This is a genomic window from Luteibacter sp. 621 (assembly GCF_050435445.1).
In the GTDB taxonomy this organism is placed as follows: Bacteria; Pseudomonadota; Gammaproteobacteria; order Xanthomonadales; family Rhodanobacteraceae; genus Luteibacter.
The window spans coordinates 140,882-158,041 of the sequence record NZ_JBNDKI010000006.1 but is presented as its reverse complement, the minus strand read 5'-3'; the positions used below and the strand labels follow the sequence as shown (position 1 = coordinate 158,041).

14 protein-coding genes are annotated in these 17,160 nt (G+C 63.9%); 8 read left to right on the top strand and 6 right to left on the bottom strand.

Annotation, left to right across the window (positions count from 1 at the left end):
- Window positions 1–84 precede the first annotated feature (84 nt).
- Both hmgA and ABIE56_RS09215 read left to right on the top strand, forming a co-directional pair.
- Complete coding sequence (hmgA, locus tag ABIE56_RS09220) at window positions 85–1,392, top strand: homogentisate 1,2-dioxygenase (protein ID WP_429243513.1); 1,308 nt, start codon at window positions 85–87, stop codon at window positions 1,390–1,392.
- A gap of 13 nt (window positions 1,393–1,405) precedes the next feature.
- Window positions 1,406–2,386, top strand: a complete 981-nt coding sequence (locus ABIE56_RS09215) for a fumarylacetoacetate hydrolase family protein (protein ID WP_429243512.1) — start codon at window positions 1,406–1,408, stop codon at window positions 2,384–2,386.
- A 196-nt stretch (window positions 2,387–2,582) separates the two neighbouring features.
- Here ABIE56_RS09215 and gap read toward each other — a convergent pair whose 3' ends face one another.
- Window positions 2,583–3,599: a type I glyceraldehyde-3-phosphate dehydrogenase gene (gap, locus tag ABIE56_RS09210; protein WP_247433382.1), complete on the bottom strand. Its 1,017-nt coding sequence runs from the start codon at window positions 3,597–3,599 to the stop codon at window positions 2,583–2,585.
- 199 nt (window positions 3,600–3,798) lie between these two features.
- Here gap and ABIE56_RS09205 point away from each other — a divergent pair, with 199 nt between their 5' ends.
- The 4 genes from ABIE56_RS09205 (at window position 3,799) to ABIE56_RS09190 (ending at window position 7,899) form a co-directional block, all read left to right on the top strand.
- On the top strand, window positions 3,799–4,623 hold the full coding sequence (locus ABIE56_RS09205) for a S1/P1 nuclease (RefSeq protein ID WP_429243511.1): 825 nt from the start codon (window positions 3,799–3,801) through the stop codon (window positions 4,621–4,623).
- A gap of 48 nt (window positions 4,624–4,671) precedes the next feature.
- Window positions 4,672–6,141: a pyruvate kinase gene (gene pyk, locus ABIE56_RS09200; RefSeq protein WP_429243510.1), complete on the top strand. Its 1,470-nt coding sequence runs from the start codon at window positions 4,672–4,674 to the stop codon at window positions 6,139–6,141.
- Window positions 6,142–6,318: 177 nt separating this feature from the next.
- Complete coding sequence (locus tag ABIE56_RS09195; RefSeq protein ID WP_429243509.1) at window positions 6,319–6,762, top strand: energy transducer TonB; 444 nt, start codon at window positions 6,319–6,321, stop codon at window positions 6,760–6,762.
- A gap of 114 nt (window positions 6,763–6,876) precedes the next feature.
- On the top strand, window positions 6,877–7,899 hold the full coding sequence (locus ABIE56_RS09190) for a class I fructose-bisphosphate aldolase (RefSeq protein ID WP_429243508.1): 1,023 nt from the start codon (window positions 6,877–6,879) through the stop codon (window positions 7,897–7,899).
- 78 nt (window positions 7,900–7,977) lie between these two features.
- Here the strand turns inward: ABIE56_RS09190 and ABIE56_RS09185 are convergent, their stop codons facing one another.
- Window positions 7,978–8,562, bottom strand: a complete 585-nt coding sequence (locus ABIE56_RS09185; protein ID WP_429243507.1) for a porin family protein — start codon at window positions 8,560–8,562, stop codon at window positions 7,978–7,980.
- A gap of 280 nt (window positions 8,563–8,842) precedes the next feature.
- On the bottom strand, window positions 8,843–9,571 hold the full coding sequence (locus ABIE56_RS09180) for an outer membrane beta-barrel protein (protein ID WP_429243506.1): 729 nt from the start codon (window positions 9,569–9,571) through the stop codon (window positions 8,843–8,845).
- 225 nt (window positions 9,572–9,796) lie between these two features.
- Here ABIE56_RS09180 and tkt point away from each other — a divergent pair, with 225 nt between their 5' ends.
- Window positions 9,797–11,809, top strand: a complete 2,013-nt coding sequence (tkt, locus tag ABIE56_RS09175; RefSeq protein WP_429243505.1) for a transketolase — start codon at window positions 9,797–9,799, stop codon at window positions 11,807–11,809.
- Window positions 11,810–12,224: 415 nt separating this feature from the next.
- Here tkt and ABIE56_RS09170 read toward each other — a convergent pair whose 3' ends face one another.
- Window positions 12,225–12,788 carry a hypothetical protein gene (locus ABIE56_RS09170; RefSeq protein ID WP_429243504.1) on the bottom strand — a complete coding sequence of 188 codons (564 nt, stop codon included), beginning with the start codon at window positions 12,786–12,788 and terminating at the stop codon, window positions 12,225–12,227.
- A 306-nt stretch (window positions 12,789–13,094) separates the two neighbouring features.
- Here ABIE56_RS09170 and ABIE56_RS09165 point away from each other — a divergent pair, with 306 nt between their 5' ends.
- On the top strand, window positions 13,095–15,179 hold the full coding sequence (locus tag ABIE56_RS09165) for an acyltransferase family protein (protein ID WP_429243503.1): 2,085 nt from the start codon (window positions 13,095–13,097) through the stop codon (window positions 15,177–15,179).
- A 914-nt stretch (window positions 15,180–16,093) separates the two neighbouring features.
- Here the strand turns inward: ABIE56_RS09165 and ABIE56_RS09160 are convergent.
- Together ABIE56_RS09160 and ABIE56_RS09155 are read right to left on the bottom strand one after the other, a co-directional pair.
- Window positions 16,094–16,345, bottom strand: a complete 252-nt coding sequence (locus tag ABIE56_RS09160; protein ID WP_429243568.1) for an HAD hydrolase-like protein — start codon at window positions 16,343–16,345, stop codon at window positions 16,094–16,096.
- Window positions 16,335–16,967: an outer membrane protein gene (locus ABIE56_RS09155; protein WP_429243502.1), complete on the bottom strand. Its 633-nt coding sequence runs from the start codon at window positions 16,965–16,967 to the stop codon at window positions 16,335–16,337. Before ABIE56_RS09155 ends, ABIE56_RS09160 begins: the two co-directional genes overlap by 11 nt.
- Between the last annotated feature and the right edge of the window lie 193 nt (window positions 16,968–17,160).

Below are 17,160 nucleotides of genomic sequence, written 5' to 3'. Positions count from 1 at the left end.
GCGCGCGATGAGGTTTACGGTAACCTCCATCGCGCACAAGCGCGCTCCTCCATTGGCTTTTCGTCATCGCATCAGGACATCCCGATGAGCCACACCGACGACACCCGCGGATACCAGACCGGCTTCGGCAACGAGTTCGCCACGGAGGCCGTCGAAGGCGTGCTTCCCACCGGCCAGAACTCGCCGCAGCGCGTGGCCAAGGGCCTCTACGCCGAGCAGCTTTCCGGCAGCGCGTTCACCGCGCCGCGCCACCGCAACCAGCGCAGCTGGCTGTATCGCATTCGCCCGGCCGCGCAGCATTCGCCGTTCCGCGAGCTGGCGCACGCTACGTTCCACAACCGCTTCAACGATGCGCCGCCCACGCCGAACCAGATGCGCTGGGATCCGTTGCCCATGCCGCCGGCGGGCACTGATTTCCTCGATGGCCTGTTCACCATGGGCGGCAACGGTGGCCCGGCGGAGCAGGGCGGGGTGGGCATCCACCAGTACCTGGCCAACCGCTCCATGGCAGGCCGCTACTTTTACAACGCCGATGGCGAGCTGCTGATCGTGCCGCAGCAGGGCCGGTTGCGCATTCGCACCGAGCTTGGCGTGCTGGATGTGGAGCCGCTGGAGATCGCCGTGGTGCCGCGTGGCATCCGTTTCCTCGTGGAACTGCCCGATGGCGAGGCCCGCGGCTACGTGGCCGAAAACTTCGGCGCGACGCTGCACCTGCCTGACCTTGGGCCGATCGGTGCGAACGGCCTCGCGCACCCGCGCGATTTCCTCGCGCCAGTGGCGGCGTACGAGGATGTCGATGGCGGTTTCGCTCTCATCGCCAAGTTCCAGGGCTCGCTGTGGCAGGCGGATATCGACCATTCGCCACTCGATGTGGTCGCGTGGCACGGCAACTACACGCCCTACAAATACGACCTGCGCCGCTTCAACACCATCGGTTCGATCGCGGTGGACCACCCGGATCCCAGCATCTTCACGGTGCTCTCCTCCGCCAGCGATACGCCGGGCGTGGCCAACATGGATTTCGTGATTTTCCCGCCGCGCTGGCTGGTGGCCGAGCACACGTTCCGGCCGCCGTATTTCCACCGCAACGTGGCCAGCGAGTTCATGGGCCTCATCACCGGCGCGTACGATGCCAAGGCGGGCGGCTTCATTCCCGGCGGCTCCAGCCTGCATAACTGCATGAGCGGGCACGGCCCGGATAACGCCAGTTTCGAGAAGGCTTCGAGCGCCGATGTGTCGAAGCCCGATCACATCACGGGTACGATGGCCTTCATGTTCGAAACCCGCAAGGTGATCCACGCCAGCAAGCAGGCGCTGGAATCCAAAGCGTTGCAGGGCAATTACTACGAATGCTGGCGTGGGCTGAAGAAGCACTTCGACCCGAACGCCTGATACAAGGACACACATGAAACTCGCTTCGCTGAAGGAAGGCGGCCGCGACGGTACCCTGGTGGTCGTCAGCCGTGATCTCACCCAGGCCGTAAAGGCCACCGGCATCGCCGCGACCATGCAGGCGGCTCTGGATGACTGGCACGTCGCCGCGCCGCGCCTCAACGCGCTCGCGGAAGACCTCGCGGCCGGCAAGGCCGGCGGCGCCTTCGCGCTCGATATGGCCGCGCTGGCCGCGCCGCTGCCGCGCGCCTACGAGTTCATGGATGGCAGCGCCTACCTGCCGCACGTGGAGCGCGTCCGCCGCGCCCGCGGTGCCGAGGTGCCGGCGTCGTTCTATTCCGATCCGCTGATGTACCAGGCCACCAGCGCCGGCTTCCTTGGCCCGCGCGATCCGGTGGTGGTGCCCAGCGAGGAATACGGTATCGACCTGGAAGCCGAAGTGGTGGTCATCACCGATGACGTGCCGATGGCGCCTTCCGCCGAAACCGCGTCGAGCCACATCCAGCTCGTCGGCCTGGTCAACGATGTGTCGCTGCGTGGCCTTATCCCGGCCGAGTTGGCCAAGGGCTTCGGTTTCCTGCAGTCGAAGCCGCGTTCGGCGCTCTCGCCGGTGTTCGTCACGCCGGATGAGCTGGGCGATGCGTGGGAAGGCGACAAGCTTCACCTGCCGATGCGCACGTGGATCAACAGCCACTGGTTCGGTGAAGCCGAGTGCGGCGTGGATATGCAGTTCAACTTCGCGCAGTTGATCGCCCATGCCGCGAAGACGCGCCCGCTCACCGCAGGCACCATTGTCGGCTCGGGCACCATCGCCAACGAGGACACCAGCAAGGGTGCCTCGTGCCTGGCCGAGCAGCGCACGGTGGAAACCCTGCGTGATGGCAAGCCGGCCACGCCGTTCCTGAAGTTCGGCGACAGCGTGCGCATCGACGTGACCGACAAGGATGGCAAATCCATCTTCGGCTCGATCGAGCAGGTAATCCAGAAGGCCTGAGGCTAACGGTATGCCGCGATACGACGTCGCGGTGCCGCTGTAGGAGCGTGCTTGCACGCGATCAACGTTTGGCCAGGGCGAATCGCCTGGCAACAAAAAAGGGCCCGCTTCGTAGCGGGCCCTTTTTCTTTTTCGCCTTGTAGGCTTTTCGCGTGCGAGCACGCTCCTACAGGGGAGTGCGCTTGCGCGATGGGCCTTATTTGGCAGCCATCAGCGCCTTGGCCATGTCGAGCATGCGGTTGGAGAAGCCCCACTCGTTGTCGTACCACGAGAGGACCTTCACCAGCGTGCCGCCCATGACGCGGGTCTGCGTCGCGTCGTAGATCGACGAGTGCGGGTTGTGGTTGAAGTCGATCGAGACCAGCGGCTTGGTGTTGACGCCCAGGATGCCCTTCAGCTTGCCGTTGGCGGCTTCGTTGATGGCGGCGTCGATTTCTTCCTTGGTGGTCTCGCGCGCGGCGGTGAAGGTCAGGTCGACCACCGACACGTTGATGGTCGGGACGCGCATGGCGAAACCATCGAGCTTGCCGTTGAGCTCCGGCAGCACCAGGCCCACCGCGGCGGCAGCGCCGGTCTTGGTCGGGATCTGGCTGTGCGTGGCGCTACGGGCGCGGCGCAGGTCGGAGTGGTACACGTCCGTCAGCACCTGGTCGTTGGTGTAGGCGTGGATCGTGGTCATCAGGCCGTGCACGATGCCGACCTTCTCGTGGAGCACCTTGGCCAGCGGGGCCAGGCAGTTGGTGGTGCACGAGGCGTTGGAGATGACCTGCAGGCCGGCGTGCAGCTTGTCATCGTTCACGCCGATGACGAAGGTGCCGTCCACGTCCTTGTCGCCCGGGGCCGAGATGATCACCTTCTTGGCGCCGGCGGTGATGTGCGCGCTGGCCTTGGCCTTGGAGGTGAAGAAGCCGGTGCACTCAAGCACCACGTCCACGCCGAGCTCGCCCCAGGGCAGCTTCGACGGGTCGCGTTCGGCGCAGACCTTGATGCGGTCGCCGTTGACGATCAGGTCGCCACCGTCTACCGAGACTTCGCCCGGGAAGCGGCCGTGGGCCGTGTCGTACTGGGTCAGGTGCGCGTTGGTCTCGGCATCGCCGAGATCGTTGACCGCGACGATCTGGATATCCTGGCCATTCTTCTTCGATTCGTAGAGCGAGCGCAGCACGTTGCGACCGATACGACCGTAACCGTTGATGGCGACCTTGATGGTCATTGCAAACCTCCGGGTGGATAGGGCGGATGAAGCCAAAGCGAGTGGCACAAACCCGCATGATAGCGGAACACCCGCGGGGGGTGCCGCCCCGCCCCCTTCGGATCGCAGGTTGTTGCGGCGCAGCGATATTGTCATTCGTGCCTCAGCCCGGCTGTGGCACACTTGGCCGTTCGCCCGCGACGGAAACGTTTACTGCCCCATGAAGACGCACCATAAGCGCCGCACCATCGCCACCCTGCTGGCCATCATCCTTCCCGCCGTTGCCGGCACCGCCGCTGCCTGGGGCGATATCGGCCACCGTATCGTCGCCGAGCTGGCCTGGCGCCAGCTGGATCCTTCGGCCAAGGCCGAGGTCGAGCGCCTGCTCAAGGCCGATGGGGACGATTCCCTCCCCGATATCGCCAGCTGGCCCGATCGCCTGCGCGATAACCCGGAGACCAAGGACCTGGGCAAGGCGACCAGCATGCTCCACTACGCCGATTTCCATGACCCGAAGTGCCACTACGACCCGCCGGTGGATTGCGCCGACGGCAAGTGCGTAGTGGGCGGCCTGGAGAAGTACGTCGCCATCCTGGGCGACCGGCACAAGTCCAATGCCGAGCGTGCCGAAGCGCTGAAGTTCGTTGTCCACTTCGTGGGCGATGTGCACCAGCCGCTCCACGCCGGTAACCGCGACGACAAGGGCGGCAACGAGTACCAGGTGCAGTTCGATGGCAAGGGCACGAACCTGCACAGCGTGTGGGATTCGAAGCTGCTCTACACCAGCAACCTGAAGTGGGACGCCTACGCCGACCGCCTGGCCGCCGAGGGCCCGGTGAAGCTGCCCAAGCCGATCGCCCCGCTGGATAACCCGTACGCCCAGTGGGCCGAGGAATCCTGCCAGGTGGTCGCGCAGCCGGGCTTCTACCCCGATTCCCACAAGATCGACGACGCCTACGTGGCGAAGAACCTCCCGGTTGCCGAGCTGCGCCTGCGCGAAGCAGGCAAGCGCCTGGCCGATCTGCTGAACAAGACGCTGGACTAACCCCAGCGCACGCCCCCATTCGAGAACACAGACACAAGGTAAAGACAGATGACCGATATCCAGATTCGCCGCACCAAGATCGTCGCCACCCTCGGCCCTGCCACCGATGCGCCGGGCATGCTCGAGAAGATCCTGGAGGAGGGCGTGGATATCGTTCGCCTGAACCTGTCGCACGGTACCCCCGATGACCACCGCGCCCGCGCCAACGCCGTGCGCGCCGCCGCCGATGCAGTGGGCCGCGAAGTTGGCATCCTGGCCGACCTGCAGGGCCCGAAGATCCGTATCGAGAAGTTTGCTGACGGCCCGATCGACCTGCTGCCGGGCGACAGCTTCGTGCTCGATTGCCGCCCGGATGCCCCGGCCGGCGACCAGACCCGCGTGGGCGTCAGCTACTACGACCTGCCCAAGGATGTGGTCGCGGGCGACGTGCTGCTGCTCGATGACGGCCTCGTGGCGCTCGCCGTCCTCGATGTGGTTGGCTCCGAGATCCACACCCGCGTCGTCATCGGTGGCCGCCTCTCGAACCGCAAGGGCCTGAACCGCCAGGGCGGCGGTCTCTCCGTGTCGGCGCTGTCCGACAAGGACCGTAACGACATCAAGCTGGCCGCCGAGATGGGCGCCGATTTCCTTGCCGTGTCGTTCGTCCGCTCGGCGGCCGATCTGCACGAAGCCCGCCGCCTGCTGCGCGAAGCCGGTGGCGATGCCGCCATCGTGTCGAAGATCGAGCGCGCCGACGCGATCCCGGTGCTCGGCGAAATCATCGATGCGTCCGACGTGGTGATGGTGGCCCGTGGTGACCTGGGCGTGGAAATCGGCGATGCCGAGCTCCCGGGCCTGCAGAAGAAGATCATCCGCGAATCGGTCATGCGTAACCGCTCGGTGATCACCGCCACGCAGATGCTGCAGTCGATGGTGCGCGCGCCGATCCCGACCCGCGCCGAAGTGCTGGACGTCGCGAACGCCGTCATCGACGGTACCGATGCCGTGATGCTTTCTGAGGAAAGCGCCGCCGGCGCCCACCCGGACAAGGCCGTGGCCGCCATGCGCCGCATCTGCCTGGGTGCCGAGCGCCAGTTCGAGCCGCGCGACGACCTGCGCCCGGCCGCGCACACGCTCGATCGTTCCGACCAGGCGATCGCCCTGGCCGCGATGGTGCTGGCGTCGCAGATCGGCGTTCGCGCTATCGTCTCGCTGACCGAATCCGGTGCCACCGCGCAGTGGCTGTCGCGCTACCGTTTCGCGGTGCCCATCTACGCCATGTCGCCGTCGGGCGCCGCCCGCCGCCGCATGCTCATGCTGCGCGACGTGCAGCCGGTCGCTTTTGAAACCGGCAAGCTCGACCCGGCCCACACCGCACGCGCGGCGCTCCAGCATCTGTTCGCGCTGGGCAAGCTGGGCAAGGGCGATCGCGTGATCCTGACCCACGGCGACCATATCGGCAGCCACGGCGGCACCAACACGCTGAAGCTGCTGGTGATCGGCGATGACGGCATCGCGGATAGCCTGCGCGATCTGTAAGCGTCGCCGGGGCTCGCGTCCATGCGGGCCTCGCTTCTTCAAAAGGGTCCGCACATTGCGGGCCCTTTTTTTTCGCCAGGCGCCCGCCGTGGCCGGGAATCGGCAGGGCACGAATCCACACGCCCTGAATGCCATAGGGAGGTAAACTCATAGCCCTGGCAAACCAACGAGGGCGTCATGATCCGCACATCCTTCCACGCCGGCGCCATCGCCGCCGCCGTCCTCCTCCTCGCTGCCGGCCCCGCCGCGGCGCAGAACACCCGCCGTGTCGCCCCCGATCGCCTGCCGGCGTACTGGACCCTGACCAATACCCAGGTCAATGCCGATGTGCCCAATACAGGCAAGAACCTCGACCAGCCCGGCTGCGTTGCGGTCACCTACATGATCGGCTCGAACGGCCTGCCGCAGAACGTCGTGGCCGCCAAAACCATTCCCGCGGGCGATCTTGCCCAGGTGGGCGTGAGCATCGTGAAGGACTTCAAGTACGCCCCGTCGGGCGTCAACCGTGCGGCCGAGCCGGTGCTGACGTATTACGTCGCAGGCTTCAACCTGCCCGAGGATCCCGCGAAAAAGGCGGAGATCTACAAGCAGTGCCAGCTGCCGGGCTACCAGACCACTTGATCGTCTGACCGCGCCGCACAACGGCTTTCGCGGGGTATTCCCCTATACTCCGCCGGTTTTTGCACTAGCCCTGCCTGCGTGGCAGGGCAATACCACTACTTCCATGGAGTTCTCATGAGCATCGAAAACCTCGAAGAAATCGCGCAAGCGATGGTCGCCCCCGGCAAAGGCATCATTGCCGTCGACGAATCCGCTACGACCATCAAGAAGCGCATCGAGGCCGTTGGCCTGGAAAACACCGAGGAAAACCGCCGCAAGTACCGCCAGCTGCTGCTGACGGCACCGGGCCTGGGTGAGTACATCTCCGGTGCCATCCTGTTTGACGAGACCATCCGCCAGAAGACCGACGATGGCCGCAGCATGGTCGAGGCGATGAACGCCGCCGGCATCATCCCGGGCATCAAGGTGGACAAGGGCACACACCCGCTCGCCGGCTTCCCGGATGAAGTGGTGACCGAGGGCCTTGATGGCCTGCGCGAGCGCCTGCAGGAATACGCCAAGCTCGGTGCGAAGTTCGCCAAGTGGCGCGCCGTAATCAAGATCACCGACGACACGCCGACCTCGGCCGCCGTGGAAGCCAACACCCACGCACTGGCTCGCTACGCCGCCCTCTGCCAGGAAGCCGGCCTCGTGCCGATGGTCGAGCCGGAAATCCTGATGGACGATCCGTCCAGCGTGCAGGATCTGGACACCAGCTTCGCGGTCCATAAGGAAGTGCTGCAGAGCCTGTTCGGCCAGCTTGAACTGAACAACGTCGAGCTCAAGGCCCTCATCCTGAAGGTCAGCATGGTTATCCCGGGCAAGTTCGCCCCGAAGGAAGACCAGGCGGACGCCGAAGACATCGCCAACGCCACGGTTTCCGTGTTCCAGTACGCCGTGCCGGCGGCCGTTGCCGGTATCGTGTTCCTGTCCGGCGGCCAGGGCGACCAGCAGGCTACCGAGAACCTCAACGAGATCAACAAGCTCGGCCCGCACCCGTGGCCGATCAGCTTCTCGTACGGTCGCGCCCTGGTGTCCGCTGCGCTCGAAACGTGGGCCAAGGACCAGAAGGCCAATTACGCCGCCGCCCAGAAGACGGTCGTCGAGCGTGCGAAGGAAAACAGCGAAGCCGCCAAGGGCACCTGGAAGAAGCGCTAATCCGCGCCGCGCGCTTCGATCACCAGGCATAAAAAAACCGGACGCCTCACGGCGCCCGGTTTTTTTATGCAGCGAAGCTTAGAAGCGGTATTCCACCGACACCGACGTCATGTTCGTCGAGAGATCAACCTGATCCTTCTTCGCATCGTAGTGGTCGTAGTTCAGGCCCAGGCTCCAGTTGTTCGTGAAGTCGTAGCCCACGCCCACGCCGGCGTACCAGCTGGTCTTGTCGAAGCTGTTGCGGGTGATGTCATCGTTGCTGGTGCCGTGGCCCTTCCAGGCGTACAGGCCACCACGCGCGCTGATGTACCACTGCGGGTCGATGTTGAACTTGCCATTCACGCCGGCGGTCCAGCCATGCAGCTCGGACTTGCGACGATCCACCACGCGGTCGTTATTGAAGAAATTCTTGGCGTGGATGTTACCGAGGTCGTTGTAGCCCACCTCAACACCCAGCGCGGCCCACGGGGTCACGCCCCAGCGGTAGCCACCGTTGAGCGCGTAGCCGGTGTCGTGACCGTCGTACTTGCCCTTGTCGACCGACGTACGGCCAACGTTGCCATTCACGAACCAGCCTGCGGCCGGGTTCACGTCCTGCGCAAAGGCCGGGGCGGCAACGGCGCCAGCGGCAACAAGGGCAAGGGCGATAAGGGTCTTCTTCATGGTGGAACTCTCCTGCTTTTTATTTTTGTGGCCCGGGCCGCATGGGGGGATCGGCCGCGTGCTCCGCACGGCGGGGGTGCCGTGCTCGAATACATAGATAGGGCCCCTCCGGATAGATTCAATACCGCTTAGTTCAGTATTAAGCCGAAGTTAAGTCTCGGCACTTGGGGTGCCGAGACTCAGCCTGTTGAAGGGACGCTGTGTGCAGGAGCGCGCTGGCGCGCGATGGGGCTTACCTCACCCTCGATCGCGCACAAGCGCGCTCCTACAGGGTTGCTGCTTAGAAGCGGTACTCGCCAGCCAGCGACAGCAGGCCCGTGGAGCGCTTCAGGTCCGGCTGCGTCGCGCCGGTGGTGTTATCGACCAGCTTGCCCGCATTCGCGTGGAAGTAGTCGTAGCTCACGCCCACACCGAAGTGTTCATTGATATCCCAACCGGTGCCGATGCCGGCGTACCAGCTGCCACGGTTCGGGCGGCCGCCGCTCGACAGGCCAAGATCCTGGCCAAACGAGTTGTTGTAGTTGTGGCCGTTATCGTTGGAGCGGAAGTAACCGCCGTGCATGGTGATGTACCACTGCGGCACGAGGTTGAGCTTCATGTTCGCACCGAGCATCCAGCCGCGCAGCGCATCACGCTCGCTCTTCTGGTCCACATCCTGGCCCGATTCGAAAACATTCTTGACCCGGTAGTTGCCGAGGTCGGTGTAGCCGGCTTCAAGGCCCAGGCCCAGATCGGGGCCTACTTTCCAGCGGTAGCCGCCGAGCACGCCATAGCCGGTGCGACGGCCCTTTTCGCCGTGCAGGAAGTTGAAACCATTGGTATCGCTGCCGAAGCCGCCGGTGTCGCTGCCGTTGGTACGGCCGACGTTGGCGCCGATGAACCAGTTACCGCTGCCCACCGACTGGCTCGGCTGGTAGTTGCCGGAAACCGCGGTGTTGTCCTGTGCAAAGGCCGGAATGGCCACAAACGAGGCGCAAGAAACTGCAAGGGCAAGAGCTGCCTTTTTCATGGGAGTGTTCCTCTTATTTTCGGGGCCGGCTACCGACCAGGGGGAGGGGGGAGAGTCAGTAGCCGTGATTCATTAGAGCCGCCCGAACCTGAAGAGATTCAAAAATCGGGGTCAAAAGATTAAGGCGGGGTTAACTTCCCGGACGCGGCATGAATGTCCACGACAACGTGATACGTGATCAGCGACAATGGGCGCTTTCACTGCCCTCTGAACTGGAGAACGCCGATGACGACACGCCGCGAACGCGCCAATGCGATCCGCGCCCTGGCCATGGATGCCGTGCAAGCTGCGAACTCGGGCCACCCGGGCATGCCGATGGGCATGGCCGATATCGCTGAGGTGCTGTGGGGAGATTTCCTCCACCACAACCCGGCCAATCCGCATTGGCCGAACCGCGATCGTTTCATCCTCTCCAACGGCCACGGCTCCATGCTGCAGTACGCGCTGCTGCACCTGACCGGTTACAACCTGCCGATCGAAGACCTGAAGAATTTCCGTCAGCTCGACCACCACACGGCGGGCCATCCGGAATTCGGCCATACGCCGGGCGTCGAGACCACCACCGGCCCGCTCGGCCAGGGCCTGGCTAACGCTGTTGGCTTCGCCATCGCCGAAGAAGTGCTCGCTGCCCGCTTCAACCGCCCGGGCCACGACATCGTCAACCACCACACCTACGTGTTCGTGGGCGATGGCTGCCTCATGGAAGGCATCTCGCACGAAGTGTCGTCGCTGGCTGGCACGCTGAAGCTCGGCAAGCTCGTTGCCATCTACGATGACAACGGCATCTCGATCGACGGTGAAGTGCACGACTGGTTCACCGATGACACCGCCGAGCGCTTCCGCGCTTACGGCTGGAACGTTGTCGTTGGCACTGACGGCAAGCCCGTCGACGGCCACGATGCCGAAGCGATCAAGACCGCTATCGCCTCGGCTACCTCGCAGAGCGAGAAGCCCAGCCTGGTGATCTGCAAGACGATCATCGGCTTCGGTTCGCCGAACAAGGAAGGCAAGGAAGAGTCGCATGGCGCCGCGCTGGGCGAGAAGGAAGTGGCCCTTACCCGCGAGCGCCTTGGCTGGAACTATCCCGCCTTTGTGATTCCGGAAGAGATCTACAGCTCGTGGAACGCGAAGGACGCTGGCACCAAATCCGAAAAGGCCTGGAACGACAAGTTCGACGCGTACGCGAAGGAATTCCCGGAGCTCGCCGCCGAACTGAAGCGCCGCCTGTCGGGCGAGCTGCCGGCGAGCTGGAAGGAAGGCGCCGCTGCCTTCATCAAGAAGCTGCAGACGGAAGGCCCGGTCGTTGCCTCGCGCAAGGCCTCGCAGATGTCGCTCGATGCGTTCGGCCCGCTGCTGCCGGAACTGATCGGCGGCTCGGCTGACCTTGCCCCGTCGAACCTCACGATCTGGAAGGGTTCGAAGAACATCGCCACGGGCGGTGCCGAAGGCAACTACATCCACTACGGCGTGCGCGAGTTCGGCATGTCGGCTATCTCGAACGGTATTGCGCTGCACGGCGGTTTCATTCCGTACGACGCCACCTTCCTGGTGTTCTCCGACTACGCCCGCAATGCGGTGCGCATGTCGTGCCTGATCCCGGCCCACGCGATCCACGTGTACACGCACGATTCGATCGGCCTGGGTGAAGACGGCCCGACCCACCAGCCGATTGAGCACCTGGCATCGCTGCGCCTGATCCCGAACAACCGCCTGTGGCGCCCGGCCGATGCCGTGGAATCCGCCGTGTCGTGGAAGAAGGCGATCGAGCGCGCCGGCAACCCGTCGTGCCTGATCTTCTCGCGCCAGAACCTCGAACATAACCCGCGCACGGACGAGCAGCTCGCCAACATCGAGAAGGGCGGCTACGTCCTGTTCGAGCCGGCCGAGAAGTTCAAGGCGATCATCATCGCGACCGGTTCGGAAGTGGGCATCGCAGTGGAAGCGGCGAAGGCACTGGGCGACCAGGGCACGCCGACCCGCGTGGTGTCCATGCCCTGCACGGAAGAGTTCGATGCCCAGTCGCCGGAATACCGCGAAGGCGTGCTGCCGTCGTGGTGCCGCGCCCGCGTGGCAGTCGAAGCCGCTGCGGTGGACTTCTGGTACAAGTACGTCGGTATCGACGGCAAGATCATCGGCATGACCACCTTCGGTGCGTCGGCGCCGATCAAGGTGCTCTACGAGCACTTCGGCATCACCACCCATGCGGTGATCGATGCGGTTAAGGCTGTGGTGAAGTAAGCGCCACGCTTTGGCATGACCGAGGAAGCCCCGGACTTAACGCCGGGGCTTCTTTGTTTCAGTAGGGGCGCCAGACCGAGCTGCACGACCACGCTCCGTCCGATCTACCGTCGTGTGGGCCGCGGCCTACGGTGCCCGTTTCGTCGCCGCACGAGTTGCTCGAGTATGCGCGGGGAAAGAAGAGCATCGACGCAGCGATCATCGCTGCACGTAGAAGCTCGTTGACCTTCACTTCCTGCGGGGCTTGAAGGGGTAAGGATTTGCGCCGATGCTCGATGTCGGCCTTCGTACTTAGGAGCGGGGGTGCCCAAGTTCCCTTGGGATCAGGCGGCATGCTCCCCCCTGAAGCTGCCGACGTCGAAAGCAACGCCAAGGCGATGGCAATCAACAGTCGCAGAGCCACGTTCCCGTTCACCTACAGCACGCCCGGCGTCGGCCGCTGCTTTGTCGTTTTGTCGGCGTGGTAGGACGCATCACGTGCCTGCGCCCGGCGGCGGATGGCGGGGCTGTCGGTGGCGGGGGATTGCCAGTCGAGCTTGGCGCGGCGGGTTAGCATCTGCTCAACGATCGGCTCGGCGCGCTTGTCGCGCGGCTTCCATTTGCGTGCGTTGATCACCACCGCGGTACCCCACGCGGTGAGACCGAAGACACGGTGGCGACCGCGCGTAGGGGTGGACCAGATCGGCATGCCCAAGGCATTGGTGAGTACGAACTTGCCATCACGCTGCATGGTCGCGGCCACGGCGCCTGAGCCCGGGGTGCGGGTGGACCACGTGCGCGCGCCATCGCTGCTGCGGTACACGACGAAATCGCCATTCGGATCCAGCGTGGCGTAGTAGAGGTTGCTGGCGGAGTAAAGCCTTTGGCCCTTCTGCATGGTCTGGCCCGGGCCGAGTACCGCGGCGGCGGCATCGCCTATGGCGAGCGCTGAACCCAGCGCGAGCAGGAGGCATGCCATCCCGTGATGTACCTTCGTCATTCGATATCTTCCTTGGCACCGACATTGGTGTGCGCGAAGCGTAGTGGGCCTGCAGGCGGTCGTTTAGAGGGCCGCGGAGCCGTTAGGCGTCAGCCGAGCCATTGCCATGGCGTAGGGGAAATCCGATGCCGGTGTGGTCGCCTGCGCATAACGTAACCAGCGCAAGCTAAGTGCTTGCCTGGCAAGGGCCCCTCGGAGTTGTCCACACCCTTATGCAGCGGGTATCCACATCGGGTGTGGATAAGCGCGGCGGGGTCGTATCGGCCCTCTGGTACCCTTGCGCTTTTCAAGGATGGCCCCGCTTCGATGACAGCCCCGCAGCGCGAAAAGCACGCCTATTTCCCGTATATCGACGGGTTGCGGGCTATCGCCGTCCTCTCTGTCCTTGCCTACCACCTCAACGGTGCGCTGTTACCTGGTGGGTTCGCGGGCGTGGACGTGTTCTTCGTCATTTCAGGGTTCGTGGTTAGCGCGTCGGTGGGCAAGCGCGAGGCCGGTCCGCTCCATCGGTTCTACCTGTACTTCCTGTCACGCCGTTTCCAGCGCATCGCGCCGGCACTGCTGGTGTGCCTGCTTGTGACCTGCGTGGCCGCAACCTTGTTCATCCCGGATGCGTGGTTGAGCGAGAACAGCCAACAGACCGCACGCTATGCGTTCTTCGGGTTCAGCAACCTGATCCTTGCCAGGAACGCGAACAGCTATTTCTCACCCACCGCCGAGTACAACCCCTACACGCACACATGGTCGCTAGGCGTTGAGGAGCAGTTCTACCTACTGTTCCCGTTGGTGTTCTGGGCCTGGACGCTCGGGGGTAAATGGCGCCGGCTTTCGACCGGCTTGTTCGTGGCCGGGGCGCTGGCGTCGCTTGGTTATGCCTTCCACATGCAGGCTACCGATCCGCTCGGCGCGTTCTACCTTCTGCCGGCCCGCTTCTGGGAACTGGGTGCCGGTGTCCTGCTTTACCAAGGCATGGCGTATCTTGGCAGCCGCTTCGACCACCCGATGCCACAGCGCCACGACTGGCGACGTACGGGGCTCGGCCTCGCCGGCATCCTGCTCATCGGCTATAGCCTCGTCACGTCCACCGTAGCGCGGTTCCCTATACCCGATGCCTTCGCCGCTGTGGTCGGCACGCTGCTGGTCCTGGTGGCGTTACACGAGCAGCCGGTCGCCTCGCCACTGGTTCGCGTGCTCACGTGGCGCCCGGTCAGGGCGATCGGCGCCGTGTCGTACTCGCTCTACCTGTGGCACTGGCCAGTGGTGGTGCTGTTCCGCTGGACGATCGGTCTTGACCAGCCCCTTCACCAGGTCCTTGCGGTAGCGCTGTCACTGGTACTGGCGGCGTTGTCGTGGCGCTTCGTGGAGAACCCCGTCCGCCGCTCCGTTCGGGTGCGCAACCTCCCGCGCATCGCTGTGGTGGCCTGTGGGCTGCTTGCCCTTTACGCGGGGCTTCATGCATTTCGTGCCATTGATCGCAAGCAGCCCGAGTGGTCATTGAGCACCGTGGCGCGTCATGCAGATGACTGGTACCCGTCCAAGCTGCCTGCTCGTAGTGCTCCGCCCCCGTGCGGTGTAGGCGCGCCCGGCGTAAGTGGGGTGGGCGAGGGCGTCCGCATCGAGTACGTGCGTGCCGCATGCGATCAACCCGTCACGGCGCCGCATGTCTACGCCGTGGGCGATTCGCACGCCATGGCTTTCGGTTCGCTGTTCGCTGATTACGTGCGCGATACGGGCGCATCCGTCACCCTCTATAACAATGCGGGCTGCTCGCTGCTGAGTTTTCGTGAAGGCGCCGAATCGACACCGCGCTGCCAGGCCAGTATCGCGGCGGTCCTTGCCGACATGCTGCCCCAGCTGAAGGCGGGTGACGTGGTGTTCCTCGCTTCGCTACGCATGCCACGCCTGGTCGACCAGTGGGTGCGCTACCCGCACGAGCAGGTTGAGAAGGCATGGTTCTCCGCCGAGGAAGCCGCATTTCGCGAGAAGGCCGCGACCGAGGCGCGCACGCTGATGGAGCGCATGGCGGCGAGCGGCGCCTCCGTGGTCATCGAGGCGCCGAACGTGCTGTTGAACGCGCCGCTATACCGGTGCGCGGACCCGTGGACACAAACCAACCCGATGTGCCGGGCGGGTGCCTCGGTGGATCGTGCGCAGATGGAGCGACTGCGGGCACCGGTGGTTACGGCGATCACCTCATCGGAGACTGGCATTCCCGCTGCCAGCATCTTCGATCCGTTCCCAATCCTCTGCCCGCGCGGTACAACGTGCGACGGCTACCGGGACGGGAAACCGTTGTTCTTCGACGGCGACCATGTGAGTGCGGCGGGCAATCGTTTGTTGCTGGGACCGTTCACGGCAGCGATGCGCGCAGCCGTGCGCGGCCAGCCATAAGACATCGTTCGTGTAGAGCGAAACCCAGACGCCTTCGGCATGTTTGGTCAAGGCCTGACCAGTGCAAGCTAAGTGCTTGGAAGGACTGGATGCATCGCACTTATCCACACCCTTATGCAGGGCGTATCCACATTCCGTGTGGATAGCATCTTGTTGTTGCGTAAGGATGGCGAGCCACGGTTTCTTTCGATGCTGATCACGTCGGCACCGCTGGATACGTAATGTCGCTTCCGCCGTTTACAGAGGTAATTCGCAAGGCTGTCCTGCGAAGCCCGAGATCATAAGTCCTTTGCACGCAAGCAATCGTGGCGTTTGGTTCTCTGGTTCGCGCTGGCCGGTGAACAATGGCGCCGGCGCGATGCACTGCATTAGCGTATGCCGTGATCCATGGACTTGTCGCCAAGGAAACTGCGATCCCCGGCCCGGCCAGGGTTGCCTGACGGGCTCCAGCCGAGGGCGCCAGTCGTATCCACCTGACCGATGTGCGACGCGAAGCTTGTCGCTTGCAGGGCCGTCACTGCGGCGGCAGTAAGTGCCTTGGCGCCTGGCGATAACTTTCTGGCTGCGAACCCGTCTGCGAAGAGCGACTTGGGTTCTGTCTGCCTCGGGGCCACTACGCCATAGGCTGGCGGGGTCCAGTTCGGCTGACCTGCCTGACCATCAGCTGCGTGTGCTGCGAAGCTTGCTAGCGACGCAAAAAGGATTAGAGACGAAGCGACGCGCATGATTCCTCCGTGATGCCGACCATGGAAAGCGGCCTCAGCGTAGCCGGAAGTGCGGACGTCCGAAAGGGCCTTGACCAATATGTGAGCAGCACGACCTAACACATTGTTACCATTGATCGCGGCCGACTTATCCACAGTGTTATGCAGGGCGTATCCACATTCCGTGTGGATAACGCCCTGGCGGGTGTGTCAGGCCAGGCCGAGAAGATCGGCGGGCTTCTCCACGATCGTCCACGCAGCGGCCTGCTCGAGTTCGGCGCGATCGCCGAAGCCCCACAGGACGCCTACGCCGCGCACATGGTTGGCGACGGCGCCTTCCGTGTCGTAGCGGCGGTCGCCGATCATGAATGTGTCGGCTTCCGGGTGGGTGAGCGAGTGGTCGACCTGCGCCCTGCCGCGACGCGAAACCCGGGCGAGGGCGTCAGTGAGTTCAGAAACGATATTCGACAGCCGTGCTGTAAGTATCCAGGTTGTTGCGAATATGAAAGCCGTAGATGCTGTAGTGCTGCGGGTAGTGGTCGTATGTGAACTGCAAGCTTAGCTGCGGCGTAAAGTCGAATCCGAATCCTGCACCCGCGTACCAACGGGTATCGTATAGGCTGTAGGCAATGTGGGTAGCGATCGGGGACTCGTTATCGATGGTACTCGTGCCCTCGTTGCTCATGCGGTAGCGATACCTCGCGATGCCGCCGTGTGCTATCACGTAGACCTTATCGGCGAAATCCCAACGAGCATTGATGCCGAACGTTGCAGCCTTCGTTCCAATATGTGCTTTGCCGGTTGCCGTGATCTGATGTGCGCCTGTAATGTCGGCAAAGGCCGTGGTGTCTGCGTAACGAACCTTGTCGGTCCCGAGGTCGTGGAAGCCGCCCTCAAGGCCGATATACAGATTCCTTGCTACTCCCCAACGGTAGCCACCGTCGACGCCCCATGCGGTGCCGGTGTGGCGTTGCGACGATTGGCCGGCGCCTGCCGAAACAAAAGCACCTTGTCCATCCGCGTACACGGTGGTGGCAGCCGTGAGGGCTGCGACCGCGCCTGCGGCGATAACGTACTTGATCATGCGAACCCCTGTTCCTTGGTTGGGACTGCCCGCGATCATAGATTTTGTGGCTAAGCATTTCTGTCAGGGAAAGCCTACAAATCGCCGCGCCGTCGGGATTCCTGCTCAACTTCTGACCACCGCAAGCTAAGTGCTTGGCTGGATTGGTTGCCTCGCACTTATCCACACCCTTATGCAGGGCGTATCTACATTC